The sequence below is a fragment of the Clostridium gelidum genome (genome assembly GCF_019977655.1).
In the GTDB taxonomy this organism is placed as follows: domain Bacteria; phylum Bacillota; class Clostridia; order Clostridiales; family Clostridiaceae; genus Clostridium; species Clostridium gelidum.
Map to the genome: position 1 here is coordinate 4,089,146 of NZ_AP024849.1, position 14,710 is coordinate 4,103,855.

18 protein-coding genes are annotated in these 14,710 nt (G+C 28.1%); 1 reads left to right on the forward strand and 17 read right to left on the reverse strand.

What is annotated here, in order from left to right:
• The first annotated feature begins 187 nt into the window (after window positions 1-187).
• Window positions 188-814 carry a sporulation membrane protein YtaF gene (gene ytaF / locus psyc5s11_RS18775; RefSeq protein WP_224034012.1) on the forward strand — a complete coding sequence of 209 codons (627 nt, stop codon included), beginning with the start codon at window positions 188-190 and terminating at the stop codon, window positions 812-814.
• Between the two features lie 292 nt (window positions 815-1,106).
• On the opposite strand, the gene psyc5s11_RS18780 is transcribed toward ytaF, so the two are convergent.
• From psyc5s11_RS18780 to psyc5s11_RS18860, 17 genes are all read right to left on the reverse strand, one after another.
• Entirely contained in the window at window positions 1,107-1,616 is a 510-nt protein-coding gene (locus psyc5s11_RS18780; RefSeq protein ID WP_224034013.1) for a beta/alpha barrel domain-containing protein, read from the reverse strand.
• A gap of 51 nt (window positions 1,617-1,667) precedes the next feature.
• Entirely contained in the window at window positions 1,668-2,183 is a 516-nt protein-coding gene (locus psyc5s11_RS18785) for a hypothetical protein (RefSeq protein ID WP_224034014.1), read from the reverse strand.
• Between the two features lie 12 nt (window positions 2,184-2,195).
• Window positions 2,196-3,701, reverse strand: a complete 1,506-nt coding sequence (locus tag psyc5s11_RS18790; protein WP_224034015.1) for a cobyric acid synthase — start codon at window positions 3,699-3,701, stop codon at window positions 2,196-2,198.
• Between the two features lie 89 nt (window positions 3,702-3,790).
• The gene (locus psyc5s11_RS18795; protein ID WP_224034016.1) at window positions 3,791-4,447 is read right to left on the reverse strand and encodes a Dph6-related ATP pyrophosphatase; all 657 of its coding nucleotides are present in this window, start codon (window positions 4,445-4,447) and stop codon (window positions 3,791-3,793) included.
• Window positions 4,448-4,540: 93 nt separating this feature from the next.
• Complete coding sequence (gene cobD / locus psyc5s11_RS18800; protein WP_224034017.1) at window positions 4,541-5,623, reverse strand: threonine-phosphate decarboxylase CobD; 1,083 nt, start codon at window positions 5,621-5,623, stop codon at window positions 4,541-4,543.
• 139 nt (window positions 5,624-5,762) lie between these two features.
• Window positions 5,763-6,713 carry an adenosylcobinamide-phosphate synthase CbiB gene (cbiB, locus tag psyc5s11_RS18805; protein ID WP_224034018.1) on the reverse strand — a complete coding sequence of 317 codons (951 nt, stop codon included), beginning with the start codon at window positions 6,711-6,713 and terminating at the stop codon, window positions 5,763-5,765.
• 58 nt (window positions 6,714-6,771) lie between these two features.
• Window positions 6,772-7,380 carry a histidine phosphatase family protein gene (locus tag psyc5s11_RS18810; RefSeq protein WP_224034019.1) on the reverse strand — a complete coding sequence of 203 codons (609 nt, stop codon included), beginning with the start codon at window positions 7,378-7,380 and terminating at the stop codon, window positions 6,772-6,774.
• A 26-nt stretch (window positions 7,381-7,406) separates the two neighbouring features.
• On the reverse strand, window positions 7,407-7,790 hold the full coding sequence (locus tag psyc5s11_RS18815; RefSeq protein WP_224034020.1) for a bifunctional adenosylcobinamide kinase/adenosylcobinamide-phosphate guanylyltransferase: 384 nt from the start codon (window positions 7,788-7,790) through the stop codon (window positions 7,407-7,409).
• An 18-nt stretch (window positions 7,791-7,808) separates the two neighbouring features.
• On the reverse strand, window positions 7,809-8,567 hold the full coding sequence (locus tag psyc5s11_RS18820; RefSeq protein WP_224034021.1) for an adenosylcobinamide-GDP ribazoletransferase: 759 nt from the start codon (window positions 8,565-8,567) through the stop codon (window positions 7,809-7,811).
• Window positions 8,564-9,103, reverse strand: a complete 540-nt coding sequence (locus psyc5s11_RS18825; protein ID WP_224034022.1) for a bifunctional adenosylcobinamide kinase/adenosylcobinamide-phosphate guanylyltransferase — start codon at window positions 9,101-9,103, stop codon at window positions 8,564-8,566. Before psyc5s11_RS18825 ends, psyc5s11_RS18820 begins: the two co-directional genes overlap by 4 nt.
• Window positions 9,104-9,113: 10 nt before the next feature.
• Complete coding sequence (locus psyc5s11_RS18830; protein WP_224034023.1) at window positions 9,114-9,644, reverse strand: cob(I)yrinic acid a,c-diamide adenosyltransferase; 531 nt, start codon at window positions 9,642-9,644, stop codon at window positions 9,114-9,116.
• A 126-nt stretch (window positions 9,645-9,770) separates the two neighbouring features.
• Window positions 9,771-10,601, reverse strand: coding sequence for a pentapeptide repeat-containing protein (locus tag psyc5s11_RS18835; protein ID WP_224034024.1), 831 nt, complete (start codon window positions 10,599-10,601; stop codon window positions 9,771-9,773).
• Window positions 10,602-10,754: 153 nt separating this feature from the next.
• Complete coding sequence (gene cobT / locus psyc5s11_RS18840) at window positions 10,755-11,849, reverse strand: nicotinate-nucleotide--dimethylbenzimidazole phosphoribosyltransferase (RefSeq protein ID WP_224034025.1); 1,095 nt, start codon at window positions 11,847-11,849, stop codon at window positions 10,755-10,757.
• Between the two features lie 215 nt (window positions 11,850-12,064).
• Window positions 12,065-12,244 (reverse strand): transcriptional regulator, encoded by a 180-nt coding sequence (locus psyc5s11_RS18845; protein ID WP_224034026.1) that lies wholly within the window; start codon window positions 12,242-12,244, stop codon window positions 12,065-12,067.
• Between the two features lie 61 nt (window positions 12,245-12,305).
• Window positions 12,306-12,911, reverse strand: coding sequence for an NUDIX hydrolase (locus psyc5s11_RS18850; protein ID WP_224034027.1), 606 nt, complete (start codon window positions 12,909-12,911; stop codon window positions 12,306-12,308).
• 63 nt (window positions 12,912-12,974) lie between these two features.
• The gene (locus tag psyc5s11_RS18855) at window positions 12,975-13,937 is read right to left on the reverse strand and encodes a glycoside hydrolase family 73 protein (protein WP_224034028.1); all 963 of its coding nucleotides are present in this window, start codon (window positions 13,935-13,937) and stop codon (window positions 12,975-12,977) included.
• Window positions 13,938-14,124: 187 nt separating this feature from the next.
• A complete protein-coding gene (locus psyc5s11_RS18860; RefSeq protein ID WP_224034029.1) occupies window positions 14,125-14,706 on the reverse strand; it encodes a flavodoxin family protein in 582 nt (193 codons plus the stop codon).
• Window positions 14,707-14,710: the final 4 nt, after the last annotated feature.

Sequence of the window (14,710 nt, forward strand, 5' to 3'; positions counted from 1 at the left end):
TTATGTAATTTGATCTTTCTTAAATTATAACATAGAATACTTATTTTAAATCTGTTGTATATACTAGTCCTATTTAATATTACTATAAAGCTTCTAATTTTATAACTAAAAAACCTCTAATTTTGTAACTAAAAGTAGTATTTTTTCATAATATAAATTGTATCTAGAAACTTATGAGGTAATATTTATGCTTGAGTCCTTATTATTAGTGTCCTCTTTATGTATAGATTCTTTTGTTGCAAGCATTGCTTATGGTACTTCTAAAATTCGTATACCACCTTTATCTGCAATAATAATAAATTTAATATGTACTCTTACGCTTGCTTGCTCTTTATTGATTGGATCTATATTCAAAAGCTTTCTTCCTGGCAATCTCCCTACAATTTTAGGATTTTTACTTTTAATGGCTATTGGAATATATCGATTATTTGAGTATATTTTTAAAGCATATATATCAAAATGTTCTAAATCTTCGTCTCCACTAACCTTCAAAATTTTTGATTTTCAATTTATTTTGCAGGTTTATGCAGACGAAATTAAAGCTGACTTTGATAACTCTAAATGTTTAAATGTTAAAGAATCATTTTATTTAGCTTTAGCCTTATCCTTAGACAGTCTTGCAGTTGGATTTGGTTCTAGCTTATGCAATATCAATTATATGGAAGTTCTAATGTTATGCTTTGTTATAGGAATGCTTTGTGTATCCCTAGGCGTATATCTTGGACGAAAATTTTCTCAAAAGGTACATCTTGAATTATCTTGGCTTTCAGGAGTACTACTTATACTATTGGCAATAATTAGGGTTTTAAAATAAATTAATTTATTCATTTTTATATTACTTAATTATGCTGGCTTATGTTATTTAAAATGTTAAAATCAATAATTTCTTTATAGTTTTTATATGAAGAATTTATTGATTTTATTGTATTACTTTACATTAGGCATAATTAAAAAAATAACGAGTCCATTTGCCAGCCTATTTTCCATCATAAATGAAGCTCGACTCGCTACACTCTTCTTGAGTAAGCGATTCACACAAAATCATTTTTTAATGAAAAATATTCATGGCAACTTTGGACTTGTTATTTATTTTCATGTGCCTTAAATTAAAGTGCATATCTTTCTGCTTGTTTGTCTAATTCATCCATATTGTCATCTAGAAATTTATAAAAAGTATTTATATTTACTTTAAATGCAAATTCTTGAGCTGTTAAAGAATCCATGTATCTCATAAGTGTAGAAGGTATATCTTCCTCTGCTACATTATAAACATCTTTAAGAACATCTATAATAGTACCCTCCTTAAATTTTCTAAATCTAAGCTCTGCTTCTTTCTTTATAGCAGATAATTTATGTCCTCCAAACAATTCCATTTGTTCTTTTAAAGAGGCATATCCATCTCCTAACATATTCATATATTCCTCTATAACTGCCTCTTTAGTATTTTTAATGTTTTTTCTAGACATTATATCTTTTAGTATTTCATATGCTGTATCTTCAGATACTAAAAATGCTTCTTTTAATATATCTGTGTTTCTAAAAAACTTTTTATCCTTAACATTATATTTTGCACGTCTTTCTATATACTTAAATAATTCTTGATTTCCAACTATCATAATTAATTACCCTCCTAATTTATATACAATCAATGGTATTAAAATCTTTCTTCATAAGTTAACAAATCTATCAAATTGTTTATCTAATTCTTCCATATCTGATTCTAAAAACTTATGGAAAGTCTCTTTTTCTAATCTAAAAACAAATGATGGTGAATTTAAAAATTCTAAATACTTTTCTGTAATCTCCATTATTTCTTCATCTGAAATCTTATAAATATCCCTAAGAACATCAAAAAATGTTCCACCCTCATAGTTTTTTAATCTTCTTTCTGCAGTATATATTATACTTGATACTTTGTCTCCTCCAAATACATCAACTTGTTCTTGAATCGATCCATATCCCTTTTTCAACATATCAATATATTCATTTATAATTTCATTTTTGGAATTCCCTACATTTTTTCTTGAAATTATATTTTTTAAAACCTCATATGACTTTTCTTCAGATATCCAAAATGCATGTTCTAATATGTCTGTCATCTTATAAAAAGCTTTTCCCTTAACATTTTCCCTGGCACGAGTTTCTATATAATTTAATAATCTCTCTTCAGTAGCTGTTAGCATTCAGCTCCACCCCTAATTTTTCAATTTTATTATTTCCTTAATTTTAGATATATCAACATTTTCTTCAAAAAGCCTTGATAATTTATCATATTCCTTGTCTTTATACTCAGTTACCTTTTCTATAATTGCTTCTTCTGATATTATTATGTCATTACTTTCTTTAAGAGATTTTATAAATAAATTTATAAAATTTTCTGTGTCAAATATACCATGAAGATAAGTTCCTGCAACCACTTTTTCCGCATCGCATACCCCTATAATATTTCCGTCAAAATCCTTTATAAACGGAATTGCTTTTTTTCCTATTTTACTTATTCCGTTATGAATTTCATAACCACTTATTGTATTTCCAGTTATGGATCTTACTAATTTAAGATCGCATAAAATCTCACCTTTTGTTTGCTTTGTAATTTTTGTTTCATTAAATCTTGTTTTTATATCAAGGAAACCAAATCCATCTTCTTGTGAAATATTCCCCTCTACACCTAGTTTGTCTAGAACAAAACTCCCAAGCATCTGATAACCACCACATATTCCAAATATAGGTGTCCCACTTTCTTTTAATTCTTTTATTTTATCAAATAACTTATTTTCTTTTATATATCTTAAATCATCTATTGTATTCTTTGTTCCAGGAATTATAATTAAATTTGGATTTTTTAATTCATTAGGATTTGTAACATATCTAACTGTTACTCCTTGCATTCTTTCAATCATATTAAAGTCAGTAAAGTTTGACATATGTAAAAGCCTAATAACAGCAATATCTAGAGTTCCATCTACCTCTTTATTCCTAATTCTTTCAGTTACACTATCTTCATCTTCAATATCGAATTTTTCATAAGGCATAACTCCAAGAACAGGAATTTTTATAATATCTTCTAATTGCTTCATGGCAGGTTTAAATAAATCTATATTACCTCTAAATTTATTTATTATTACACCTTTTACCCTATTTCTTTCTTCCTCTGATAATAACATAATTGTTCCAACAATTGATGCAAAAACTCCACCTCTATCAATATCTGAAACTAAAATTACTGGTGCATTTGCAACTTCTGCCATAGCCATATTAGAAATATCACTATCTTTTAAATTTATTTCTGCACAACTCCCAGACCCTTCTAGGACAATAATATCATGTTTTTTACTTAATTTATCATAAGATTTCTTTACTTTTATTTTTAATTCCTTATTAAGTTCTTTATATTTATATGGATCAATATTGCAATAAACTTTTCCATTTACTATTATTTGTGTATAATCACCACTAGGCTTTACTAAAACTGGATTCATTAAAGACTCTGGTTCTATCCTGCAAGCTTCTGCTTGAACTACTTGAGCTCTTCCCATCTCTAATCCATCTTTTGTAACATAAGAATTTAATGAAATATTTAAAGCCTTAAAAGGAGCTACATTTAAGCCCTGATTTTTTAAGTATCTACATAACGCTGTTACTAAAGTACTTTTCCCAACAGAGGATGCTGTCCCCAAAAACATTATACTTGTCTTATTCATTTATATCCCCCTTGTAAAATTAAAATTTTCAATTGCCAATGTCCAAATTCTTAATATTAAATTATTTAGATTAGATTTTTAATACTTGTTTATACATTATCAATTGTTAAATATCCAAATTCTTCTGTTATCTCTTTATTAACTTTATTAAATTTAACCCTTTGTTTAAATATCGGGCCATCAAATACTAATGTATGATATTCTCCATTTTCACCACTTGGATCGCAGCCTAATTTTTTAACTTCATTGACAACATCTTTATTTAATTCTTTACCGAGAAATTCTTGGCCGAGTGTCTTTAAATTTATCTTTTTAATTACAGCCTTAAAACCATAATCTATGAATTCATTAGTTAATTTTTCTCGATTCTCTTGCCATAAAGGAAACATTCCTTTAATTCCTGCTACATCACATCTATCTAAGCACCATTTTTTATGAGCTTCTATATCTATATCTCCAAACACACAAATTTCTGCGCCCTTATCTTTTGAAATTTTTAATGCATCTTCAAATTCTTCTTCATAAACTTTCCCACCACTGCAATCTACTTCAATTAGTGGAATTTCTAATTGTTTTGATACTTCTTTTAAAATATTTTTTGGTATTCTATGAAAACATGAATTATTTTGCTCATCAAATGTAACTAAAAGTCCAATTACTTCATAACCTTCTTTAATCATTCTATATAAAGATAACGTACTATCCTTACCTCCACTAAATGAAATTACAACTTTTTCTTTATTCATATTATTTCACCTCACAGTTTTACTTTCTTAATTAATTTCAACTGATGCTATCCATAGACCACTTGATTTTGCATTTAATATATTTTTATATTACTATTCATTTTTATATATTTCAATTATATTTCTTATATCCGTTACTAATTTTGTATTTTCTTCATGAGTTCTTACTGCAATCCTATAATAACTATTATCTAATCCTTCATAATTACTACAACTTCGTATTAAGATGTTCTTCTTTAAAAGCTCTTCTTTAAGATCTAGTTTTATATGAATCTTTAATAAAATAAAATTTACGCTTGGCTCATATACTTTTAGCTGGTTTATTTCTTTTAATTTATTATATAAATACTCTTTTTCAGCTCTTATATATTTTATAGATTTCTTAATGTAATTTTCGTCTAAAGTTCCAGTTTTTGTAGCTATTTCTGCAAAAATATTTATATTCCAGGCTGGAGATATTTTTTCTATTTTTTCTTTTAATAATATATTACCACATATTCCATATCCAATCCTTATACCTGGAAGTGCAAAAAATTTAGTTAATGATTTTATTATAATTAAATTTTCATATTCATTTATGTAAGAAATCATGGATAAATTTCCTTCTATAAAATCTAAGAAAGATTCATCTATTACCACTATAACATTATTTTTATTTGATTTAATCAAAATCTTTACTAGCAAATCCTTTGAAGTTATAACTCCAGTTGGATTATTAGGATTACATATAAATATTAAATCTAACTCACTATTTATATTATCTAAAATATCTTCTTGTATATAAAAGTTATTTTCTTCTTTTAATTTATAATAAATAATATTCCCATTTACAGCTTTTGTTGCTTCTTCATATTCTGAAAAAGTGGGTGCTAAAATAAGTGTATTCTTTGGATTAATTCCTCTAACTACATTAAATAAAACTTCAGCGGCTCCATTTCCTAATATTAAATTTTCTTTATTTATGTTTTCAAATTCTCCTATTGCACCTTTAAGTTCAAAATAAGTTATATCAGGATATTTCTGAGCTTCATCTAAACCTTCTATAATTGCCTTCTTTACACTAAGCGGCATTCCAAGTGGATTTATATTAGCTGAAAAATCAAGTATTTTATCATAATCTATTTTATTTGATCTGCTTATTTCTTTAGCATTACCACCATGACCAAAACTTGCCATAATCGCCCTCCTTTGTTCCTTGTACAATTAATTTATATTTAGGGATGTTCAAATAAATAACAATTCAGTATTCTAGTCTATTTTGCGTCTTTGACTTGTTATTTTCTTTCACATCCCTTAAATTATACAACCATTTTATCTACCCACACAATATTACTATTATTTCTCTAAGTGCTAAAGCAAGTACAAATGCCATTACTGAAGATAAGTAAAGAACCTTAGCCGTTTTATGAATATCTTTAATATCAATTTCCTTAAGATTATCACCTATTGTAGGCTTTTCTACAAGTTTTCCAAAATAGTAATTTGATCCTCCAAGTTGTACTCTTAGTGCTCCAGCCATTGCTGCTTCTGGATGAGCACTATTGGGGCTTGTATGATTATATCTGTCTCTTTTATAAATCTTAAAACTATTTTTATATTCATATCTTAATATTGCAGAGGCTAGTACTATTAACAAACCAGTTATCCTAGCTGGAATATAATTAAAAACATCATCTAATTTAGCTGGAAAATATCCAAAATCCATATATTTATCATTTTTATATCCAAACATTGAATCTAAAGTATTAACTGCTTTATATACAAAAGCTAATGGTGCACCAAAAATTCCTGCATAAAATAAAGGTGCTATAATACCATCTGCCATATTTTCAGCTATGGTTTCAACAACTGCTTTTATTATGCCCTGTTTACTTAGATTTGCAGTATCACGTCCTACAATAAACGATAGTTGTTTTCTTGCGCCATCTAAATCATCATGTATTAAAAATTTTATTACCTTATACCCTTCAACCACAAGTCCTTTTGATGCTATACAAAAATATATTAAAATCCCTTCTAAAATAATACCAAAATAAATATTAAATTTCTTAGCTACATTTACAATTCCAAATGTAATTACAAATGTTATTGCAACTGTGAATATCCAAGTCATAAGTCCCGCAAATTTTAAATACTTTTTTAAAATCCTTCTAAATATCATTTCAAATTTGCTTGCAACATATGCAATTCCTCTGACAGGATGAAATGGATTGTTAGGATCTCCAATTATTAAATCTAAAATAAATCCTATGCTTAATTCAATCATATAGGTCTCCTTATAATTTCTTTAGTATCTGAAATAAAATAACTAGTGCTATGGTTTCTTATTTTATTTGAGATACTTTATCTATTTTAAATTCTGCATTTTCAGATACAATTATAGTTAATTCATATCCTTCACCATTTTTAGGTTGCCACTCATAAAATTTCTTTTTATCATCATATAGCATTTCTAATATCATGCCTATACTTCCACCATGAGTTACTCCTAATGCTGTTTTTATATTTTCTTTTACAACATATTCTATGAGTTCTGTAAATCCTTCTTTAATTCTTTTTCTAAACTCACATCTACTTTCTCCATTTGGACATTTTATATTTCCTTCCTTATCATCTATCCAACCTATGTATTCTTTTAATAATTTTATATCTTCATATGACTTTAATTCAAAATCCCCAAAATCATATTCAAAAAATTTTTCTAATATACTATAATTATTTTTAGGATAAAGAATTTCTAGAGTTTGATTTGCTCTTTTTGCTCCACTTGTAAAATAAAAATCACATTTTGGATATTTAATCTTTTTTGCATTTTCTATTAAGTCACGAATTCCATTTTTACTTAAATCAACATCACTTTTTCCGCAATATAAATTTTTTTCATTACAATCTGTTATTCCATGCCTAATTAAATATAATTTAATTTCATTCATAAATTATTACCTACTTTCTCGACTCACTACCTTCTCTGAGTAAGTTCTTCTTGCAGTCCAAAGAATATTCTATATACTGAAGAAGAATGTTTTGTTAGAAACTGTAATGCGCGACCTGTTTCTTCTCTCCAAACTCTATCTAACTTATCCATTGGAACAATTCCTGAATTTATTTCATCGCAAATTATTATCTTATCTTTTAGGAAATTTATATTATCTTCTAAAATTTCTAGTGAATTAATATTTCTTAAAACACAAGCTCTTGTGAAAATATGTAATCCACATAAAACCTTTTTATCAAACTTTAAATGTTCATCAGTGCAGAAAAATACACCTTCATTATCTATATCATACTTTTCCTTTGCAAATTCTAATTTTCCATTATAAGCTCCACCAAAAATTAGTATCATTAATCCTCACCTCAAAAACTATAACATTATTCCCAAAGTTAATATTCCTATTACCTCACCTACAACTAAAGCAAATCCAGCTACATCACCTGATATCCCACCAAATTCCTTTTTGCATTTTTCTACTGCCCATGTAATACCCAGTGTTATTAATAAAACTAACACTATCCCATAAAATCGTAACAAAATAAAGGAAATTATAATCATTACTATTATTGAAACTATCATAATTATTTTATCTTGAATATTAGTTCCTTTTTTAAAATAAGTTCCAAGAGTGCTTTCTTTTATTGTTGTTCTACTTAATAGAAAATATGCTACAACACTTCTACTTACTATTGGAATTAATATAATTATATAAAATGGAATATTTTTTTCTAAAACAGAATACATCCCTCCAAATTGCAAAAAAAATAAAATTAATAATGATACTACTGCAAATGCTCCTATTGTAGAATCTTTTAATATTCTAAGTTTTTCTTCTTTATCTCTTCTTGAGAGAATTGCATCACAAACATCCATAAAACCATCTAAATGTAGCATTCCTGTAATACAAAATGGTACTATCATAATTATTACACTTTTTAAAACAATTGAAACATTTAAAATATTAATTAAATAATATATTACACTCCATATAATCCCAACTATCAGCCCTATGGTGGGATAAAATTTCATCATATTTTTAACACCATCATCATCCCATTCAATATATGGTGTTGGAAGTACTGTAAACATACTTAGTGCCATTATAAATCCTTTGTATAGTTTCTTCATAAAATAGTTTTCTCCTCATATTTAATATATCTTATGTTACTAAAGCTACATTCTATAACATTATCACAACTCTTTGCTAATTCTTTATTTATAATAGCTAATTCCTTTTTAAAAGTTTCAGATACTTCATCATATTTTATAGCATCATTGAATATATAGTCACTTACAATAACAGTATTTTTAGCTTTCAACATAATTTGTTTTAGTCCATTCAATATATTTACCGAAGGATTCTTTATAATCCCATTTCCTATAAACATTTCATTTGTCAAAAGTGATGTAATACTATCTATTAATATTGTATCATTATAATTAATACTATTTACTATTTCATGCAGATTTCTTTGTACTTCTAACGTTATAAAATTTAAGTCCACTCTATTTTGTATGTGTTTTTTTATTCTTTCTTCATCTTCTTTATCATAAGGTTTCATAGTTGCAATATATATGACCTTATCTTGATTTAAAGTTAATGCTATTTTCTCTGCCGCTTCAGATTTACCACTTTTAGAGCCTCCAATTATTAAATACTTCATTGCATATCCCTTACTTTTCTACACCTATTCTTGAATTTATGCCTTTTTCATATGGATGTTTCACAGCCCTAATTTCAGAAACATAATCTGCAATTTCAACTAACTTTTCATGAGGATTTCTTCCTGTTAAAACTACTTCTAGCCCCTTTGGTCTATTTTGAAGAAACACTATTACTTTATTTAAAGGCACTAACTCCAAATTAATTGATGCAATTATTTCATCTAATATAAGCAAATCAACATTTTCATCTATAGCTTTTTCAGTAACTTTACTAAATCTCTCTTCATGTTCTTTTTTAATTTCCATTTGTTCTTCTGGGCTCATAAATTTAAAAAACTTCATTACTGGAGTTCCTTTAAAAACTTCAAAGTTTACTCCAAGTTTTTCAATAGAATTTAATTCACCAGTTTCATTATCCTTTAAAAATTGAGTTAATAAAACTTTCTTACCTCTACCTGCTGCTCTCATTCCAAGTCCCATAGCCGCTGTAGTTTTTCCCTTTCCATCCCCACAATATATATGAATAAGTCCTAGTTCCATAAAAATTCCCTTCTTTCTAAATATTTAATTATTGTATAATAACTTTGTATTGTTTCGAAAAAATACCGCAAATTCATCTCTGAATAATACGGTATTCACAATACTTATCAACTCATTGACTGTTAATCATTTTTGCCAATACATTGGCTTAGTAAGCTTCTTTGGTAGTTTTGTATTAATATCACCCTTAGCTGTATTAATTTGACCTTGAGTTAGAAAAATACTATTGGTTAGATTTGCTCCGCTTAAATTTGCATCTCGCAAATCAGCCCCGATAAAATCTGCAAAGCTCAAATCAACACCCCTTAAGTCAGCTGCAATAAGATAGGCTCCGCTCAAATTTGCACCTCTAAGATCTTTTTTTCTAAGATCTGAACCCATAAGATCCAATCCGCTACCAAGAGTCTTCTTACCCTTTAAAGAATTCATCTGATTACTTTTAACTTTTTTTCGCACAAGTTCACTAGTATGTAAAAGTAAAGTATTAACACCTACTCGCCTTGCTCCCAAATCTAATTCTATAAGGGAATCTGCACTTAAAAGTGTTAGGTGCTCTATCTCATTTATCATAACATTTAGCTTATCTTTCATATTATGTTCAGATTTTAGTGTAAGTGCTTCTTCCAAATACCAAAGCATTTCATGGAGTTGCCTCATAATAATGAACACATCAAACATTTGCTTTGCAGATTCTGGATTTTGCTTCCAATCATGTCCACCATAAGTAACTTGAGAAACCCTTTGCCCTGCACCAATGCAGTCATAAGCAATGCAACCCTTTAGCCCTTTCTTCTTAAGGTTATTATGAACACTACAGCGAAAATCATCTTGTAGATTAATGCAAGGCTTCCCAGCATCTTTATTAACCGGAAATCCTTCCGTAGCTGAAAAGTACAGGGCAACACAACACAATCCAAAACATTTTTCGCAATCAGCTTGTAGATTACAGTAACTCATTTTCATTCATCTCACATTCTTAAAAAAAATATTATTCGTTTAATTATATCATGGATACTATATTATTCAATTTTCAAAGAGCAATTTTTTATTGATTACTACTCCGAATCTATAAATTATCCATTCTTTAAAGGCACTTTATATTACTTACCTCTATAGCTTATCCATTTCTTTTAATTCATCTAAATAACTATCATTAATTTCAGCTTCTTCAAAGGTTGCCATGTTATTCATAATAGCGCAAGCTGAATCAATTATTGAAAAAGCTAATGGACATCCACTTCCTTCTCCAAGGGCCATATCCAAATTTAATATTGGACTTAAGCCAAGTTCTTCCATTGCCACATTAAATCCTAATTCTCTTGAACCATGAGACGTAAACATATAATCTCTAGTTTTGGGATTTAATCTAAAAGCTATAAGTGCAGCAACTACTGATATAAATCCATCTATAACAACTGGAATTTTAAAATACGCTGCCCCTAAAAATATTCCTGCCATAGCTGCAATATCAAATCCTCCAACTTTAGAAACTACATCTATTGGATTATCTTTAATTGGTTTATTTATTTCTAAGGCTTTCTTAACAACCTCTTTTTTCCATTCAAACATTTCATCTGTAATTCCGCCGCCTCGTCCTACTACATCTTCCACTTTAATATCTGTTAAAGCTGACAAAACTGCACTACTTGTTGAAGTATTTCCTATACCCATTTCTCCAACACCAAGAATTTCATATCCTGAATCTTTTGCATTTTTGACGCATTCAATTCCAATTAACATTGCACGCACAGCTTCTTCATAACTCATAGAAGGTCCTTTAGCCATATTACAAGTAGATTTTCTTATCTTCTTGTTTATTACATCTGGATGATTAAAATCACAGTTAATTCCTACATCAACAACCATAAGCTCTGTATTATTTGCTTTTGCAAGAACTGCAACACCGGTTAGCCCTTTAGTAAAATTTATAGTTTGAGCTACTGTTACAGATTGTGGTGCTGATGCAACGCCTTCTTCAACAACCCCATTATCTGAAGACATTATTATAACCATTCTCTTATTAATCTTGTTCTTTACCTTACCTGTAATCCCAGAAAGTTTTATAGCCATTTCTTCTAATTTACCTAAACTCTTTAATGGTTTTGCAAGGGAAGTCATTCTTTTATCTGCTTCTATTATTATTTCTTTATTTACCTCTTCAATTGCATTTATAATACCATTTAATTCCTTCAAATCAGTATTCATTTTATGTATCCCCCAATATTTTTCATTTTCTTTTGTATATATTTTAACACTTTTTAAGTACTAATTTAAATATACTAAAAAGTAATTACTAACTTTAATGTAGAACAAGTAAAAAAATTAAGAGAAGCCTCCCTTCATCTACAGGACAAGCTTCTCTTCTTCATTACATTTTATATTTTCCAACTTATTTTTCAAGAGAAATTTTAGCCAAAAAATTATTTTGCTGGCTCCCATTTAAAACGAACTGGTGACACAATAGCACTTTCTTTTTTTAATTCTTTAAACGCATTATCAACTTCCTTACGTTCTAAGCCAGATAACTTTTCAACTTCACCAGCACTTACAGGCTTCCCTGCTTCTTTCATAACTTCCAATACTTTTTCTTTAGCACTCATTTATTCCATCTCCCTTTGAATAATATTCGATTTACTTACTTCTAATTATATTTCAATAATCTTATTTTATCAATTTCATTTTACCCATAAAATCTATTACTAATTCTAAATATTCTTTTTTATGAGCACAAAATTCTTCTGATTTTAGAATAAATTTAGCTTTACTGTCCATTGAGAAAGCCACTATATTTTCTGAGCCTTCTATTATCCATTTTTTAAATTCACCAAATGATATCTTTACCATTTTTTCTACTTCATGACCAAGCTCAAATTTAGGATTTTCCATAGGATACAAATATACTTCACATATTTCATTATTATCAAAATTATCTAAATACATCTTTTCTCTAATACTGCCTACAAATCTTAGTTTTTTTGAATCAATTTCTATACCTATTTCTTCTTTAGTTTCTCTTATAACTGCTACTTCCGCCTCTTCTCCTACATCTACATGACCAGCTGCTGCTATATCATATAGTCCCGGAAAATCTTTTTTGTCATAAGATCTCTGCTGAAAGTAAATCCACTTTTCATTACATTCTTCAGCTATTATCCAACAATGCACCACTTTATGAAGAAAGCCTTTAGAATGGATTTCTGAGCGCAAGGTTATGCCCAGTTCATTTAATTCATCATCATAAAATGATAACATTTCATCCTTATTCATAAATATCTACTCCTTAGAATATCTAATAATCTTAAATATTAAATTATAAAAAATGTATTACACCTATTTGCTCGATTTAAAGTAATTTATCTCACACTCATAATCTAAAAGCTGAAGATTTTGCTCTTGAATAATCTCAATTAATAAGTCAGAATAAATTTCTTCTCCTTTTTCATTTTCTACAGTACTATACCCTGCTTTTTCAAGTGCCATTGCTTGATCTAAATAATGCACAGCTTGAAATACTCCACTTTGTTTATATCTCTTATTATTTTTAAGAAATTCTCCATAATCCTTTACAGATTCTTTATTACTATTATATACCCTGAAGTTATCTACAATTTTTTTATTATAGTATTCCGAGGTATTCATATTAATTTTTTTACCCTTCCAACTAGTATCTGCTTTTATTCCAAATAAATTCTTTGCTTTTGTGCTTAAATCGGATTTACCCCATCCACTTTCTAATATAGCTTGAGAAATAGTTATAGACGGAAGAACTCCATACTTATCATAAACGTCAGCAGCTTCAGTATATAAGTCTTGAATAAATTGCTGTTTTGAAGGATCATTTAAACTAATTTTCGTAAACCCTGTATATTTTAAATTTTCTATGTAATTATTAACTTTTTCTTTTTGCTTTTCATCAAAATCTAATTTATTTAACACCACATCTAAATCTACAAGCTTATATGGATTGTTTTTAATTTTAGTGCTTGTACTATTTTTTTCTAAAAACATCGTAGCCAAGTCATTCACACTTCTATCAGTAACCTTAGAAAAATCATTCTTATATCTGACCCCATCAATTGCAGCCATGTACTGCCAATTAACTTGAAGTTTTCCAGTGCTTTCTTTATCTGCAGCTTGTATATAAATCTTTGTATCTAATTCTTTCATATTGATATTTTTATATTTTTCTGTATAACTTATGTAAAATCCTAATCCAATAAACAAAGCAAAGCATAAAGCTATAATCTTTATAATAGTTTTCATAAAATTCTTTTTTCTTTTTCTTTTGGCCATCTTATAACCCCTCTGCATTTGATATAAAAATATTCCGCCAATTTATCATCTGAAAAATCAAGTTGTCCTTTTATTTTGTAATTTAACTTACAAAACACATTCCTATTATATCATGTATTATTAAAGCATATTTCATTCCATGCACAAAAAAGTCGGATTACAATTAAAATATACATCATTAAATATGTTAAACATTATCTATCTTTTTCATTAACCAAGCTATATTTTGTCCTAAATTCCTCATATTTTCCATTCCTTCTTCATCCCGAGTAACATCCCCTATATTTTTTCCATAAACCATATTCCAATAAGTTGATCCAACTAAAAAAACTTCTTTATTAAGTAGAAAATGATTAAGCGTATCAACGGCAGTCATTCCCCCTCCACGACGTACAGCTACAACAGAAGTTCCCACTTTATGCTTTAACATTCCAGGGTTAGTAGCAACAATAACACCAGCACGTTCAAGAAAAGCTTTCATCTTAGATGATATATCTGCTGAGTAAACTGGAGACCCAAGAATAATCCCATCTGCATTAACCATCTTATTAAAACATTCATCGAAAAAATCATCTTTAATAATACACTGTTTTTTCTGTCCACAGCCAAAGCAACCCATGCATCCTTTTATTTCTTTATCACATAATTGTACTAATTCTGTTTCAATTCCTTCCTTCTCCAATTCCTCAAATACAGTTTTAATAAGAATAGCTGTATTTCCATCTTTGCGCGCACTACCATTAATCCCTATAACTTTTAATTTTCTCATTAAA

What these genes read in the sequence shown, in the direction of transcription:
- ytaF (WP_224034012.1), top strand. Translation starts at nt 188, where the DNA reads ATGCTTGAGTCCTTATTATTAGTGTCCTCTTTATGTATAGATTCTTTT.
- psyc5s11_RS18780 (WP_224034013.1), bottom strand. Translation starts at nt 1,616, where the DNA reads ATGATAGTTGGAAATCAAGAATTATTTAAGTATATAGAAAGACGTGCA.
- psyc5s11_RS18785 (WP_224034014.1), bottom strand. Translation starts at nt 2,183, where the DNA reads ATGCTAACAGCTACTGAAGAGAGATTATTAAATTATATAGAAACTCGT.
- psyc5s11_RS18790 (WP_224034015.1), bottom strand. Translation starts at nt 3,701, where the DNA reads ATGAATAAGACAAGTATAATGTTTTTGGGGACAGCATCCTCTGTTGGG.
- psyc5s11_RS18795 (WP_224034016.1), bottom strand. Translation starts at nt 4,447, where the DNA reads ATGAATAAAGAAAAAGTTGTAATTTCATTTAGTGGAGGTAAGGATAGT.
- cobD (WP_224034017.1), bottom strand. Translation starts at nt 5,623, where the DNA reads ATGGCAAGTTTTGGTCATGGTGGTAATGCTAAAGAAATAAGCAGATCA.
- cbiB (WP_224034018.1), bottom strand. Translation starts at nt 6,713, where the DNA reads ATGATTGAATTAAGCATAGGATTTATTTTAGATTTAATAATTGGAGAT.
- psyc5s11_RS18810 (WP_224034019.1), bottom strand. Translation starts at nt 7,380, where the DNA reads ATGAATGAAATTAAATTATATTTAATTAGGCATGGAATAACAGATTGT.
- psyc5s11_RS18815 (WP_224034020.1), bottom strand. Translation starts at nt 7,790, where the DNA reads ATGATACTAATTTTTGGTGGAGCTTATAATGGAAAATTAGAATTTGCA.
- psyc5s11_RS18820 (WP_224034021.1), bottom strand. Translation starts at nt 8,567, where the DNA reads ATGAAGAAACTATACAAAGGATTTATAATGGCACTAAGTATGTTTACA.
- psyc5s11_RS18825 (WP_224034022.1), bottom strand. Translation starts at nt 9,103, where the DNA reads ATGAAGTATTTAATAATTGGAGGCTCTAAAAGTGGTAAATCTGAAGCG.
- psyc5s11_RS18830 (WP_224034023.1), bottom strand. Translation starts at nt 9,644, where the DNA reads ATGGAACTAGGACTTATTCATATATATTGTGGGGATGGAAAGGGAAAA.
- psyc5s11_RS18835 (WP_224034024.1), bottom strand. Translation starts at nt 10,601, where the DNA reads ATGAGTTACTGTAATCTACAAGCTGATTGCGAAAAATGTTTTGGATTG.
- cobT (WP_224034025.1), bottom strand. Translation starts at nt 11,849, where the DNA reads ATGAATACTGATTTGAAGGAATTAAATGGTATTATAAATGCAATTGAA.
- psyc5s11_RS18845 (WP_224034026.1), bottom strand. Translation starts at nt 12,244, where the DNA reads ATGAGTGCTAAAGAAAAAGTATTGGAAGTTATGAAAGAAGCAGGGAAG.
- psyc5s11_RS18850 (WP_224034027.1), bottom strand. Translation starts at nt 12,911, where the DNA reads ATGAATAAGGATGAAATGTTATCATTTTATGATGATGAATTAAATGAA.
- psyc5s11_RS18855 (WP_224034028.1), bottom strand. Translation starts at nt 13,937, where the DNA reads ATGGCCAAAAGAAAAAGAAAAAAGAATTTTATGAAAACTATTATAAAG.
- psyc5s11_RS18860 (WP_224034029.1), bottom strand. Translation starts at nt 14,706, where the DNA reads ATGAGAAAATTAAAAGTTATAGGGATTAATGGTAGTGCGCGCAAAGAT.